Source organism: Microbacterium sp. Bi128 (assembly GCF_918698205.1).
On the sequence record NZ_CAKKMM010001125.1, the window covers coordinates 1 to 1,682 of the forward strand.

Genomic DNA, 1,682 nt, shown 5'->3' on the forward strand with positions numbered 1-1,682 from the left:
GTGTCCAGCCCATCGGGCAGGGACCGGATCATGTCTTCGAGCCGGGCACGGCGCAGCGCATCCCACATCTGCTCTTCGGTGGCCTCCGGCCGGGCCAGGCGCAGGTTGGAGGCGATGCTCTCGTGGAACAGGTGACCGTCCTGCGTCACCATGCCGAGGGTTGCGCGCATCGAGTCGAACGTGAGGTCACGGACGTCCACGCCCGCGCCGGGCGTCGTGCCGCCGAATCGGATGGCGCCGGAGTCGACGTCGTACAGGCGCGACAGGAGCTGCGCAATGGTGGACTTGCCCGCCCCGGAGGAGCCGACGAGGGCCACCGTCTGGCCCGGCTCCACCCGGAAGCTGATGCCGTGCAGCACTTCCTCGCCGCCGCGGGTGTCCAGGGTCAGCACGTCCTCCAGGGAGGCCAGCGAGACTTTGTCCGCCGAGGGGTAGGCGAAGCGGACGTTGTCGAACTCCACCGAGAGCGGACCTGGCGGGGAGGCCACCGCGTCCGGCTTCTGCTGGATGAGCGGCTTGAGGTCCAGGATCTCGAAGACGCGTTCGAAGCTGACCAGGGCGCTCATGATCTCGACCCGTGCGTTCGAAAGTGCCGTGAGCGGCGCGTACAGGCGGGTGAGCAGCAGTGCCAGCACGACGACGTCGCCCGCGTTCAACTGCCCGGCGAGCGCGAGCCAGCCGCCCAGGCCGTAGACCAGTGCCAGGGCCAAGGCCGAGACCAGTGTCAGCGCCGTGACGAAGGTGAACTGCAGCATGGCGGTGCGGACGCCGATGTCCCGGACGCGGCCGGCCCGGAGGGCGAACTCGCGGGATTCCTCGTCGGGGCGGCCGAAGAGCTTGACCAGCGTGGCGCCGGGCGCGGAGAAGCGCTCGGTCATCTGGGTGCCCATGGTGGCGTTGTGTTCGGCGGCTTCGCGCCGCAGATCGGCCAGCTTGGAGCCCATCCGGCGGGCCGGGATCAGGAAGATCGGCAGCAGGATCATGGCGAGCACGGTCACAAGCCACGATTTGTTCAGCATCACCGCGAGGGTCAGCGCCAGGGCCACGACGTTGCTGACCACGCCGGAGAGCGTGCCGGCGAATGCTGACTGCGCGCCAATGACATCGTTGTTCAGCCGGCTGACCAGGGCCCCGGTCCGGGTCCTGGTGAAGAACGCGATCGGCATCTTTTGGACGTGGTCGAAGACCTTCGTGCGCAGGTCCACGATCACGCCTTCACCGATGGTGGAGGACATCCAGCGCGTCACGAGGCCGATTCCAGCTTCGGCAACCGCCACGACAGCGATCAGGACGGCGAGCCGGATCACCGTTCCGGCATCCGCGTGGGCGATGATCGCGTCAACCACCTGCCCGGCGAGGACCGGGGTGGCGACCGCCAGGAAGGCCATCACGATGGACAGCAGCACGAAGGCGATCAGTTTGCCGCGGTGGGGGCGGGCAAAACTGAAGACGCGCTTCAGGGTCTCCTTCGAGAACGGCTTGGACCCGCTCGAGGCCCGGGTGATGTTGTAGAGGGAGCTCCAGGCGACCCGGTCCATGCTCATTTGGTGTTGCCTTTCGGGGCATCGGCGTGCAGTTCGGTGACGACGCCGTTCTCGACGTTCCAGCGCACGTCCAGGCGGACGTTTTCCAGCAGCCGGCGGGCGTGGGTGACCAGCAGCAGCGCGCCGTCATAGCTGTCG

1 protein-coding gene is annotated in these 1,682 nt (G+C 67.9%); it reads right to left on the minus strand.

The window, feature by feature from the left end:
• Window positions 1-1,544 (minus strand): ABC transporter ATP-binding protein (locus tag LQV45_RS30435; RefSeq protein ID WP_230010958.1); only part of this gene is annotated, 1,544 nt, incomplete at its 3' end.
• Window positions 1,545-1,682 lie beyond the last annotated feature (138 nt).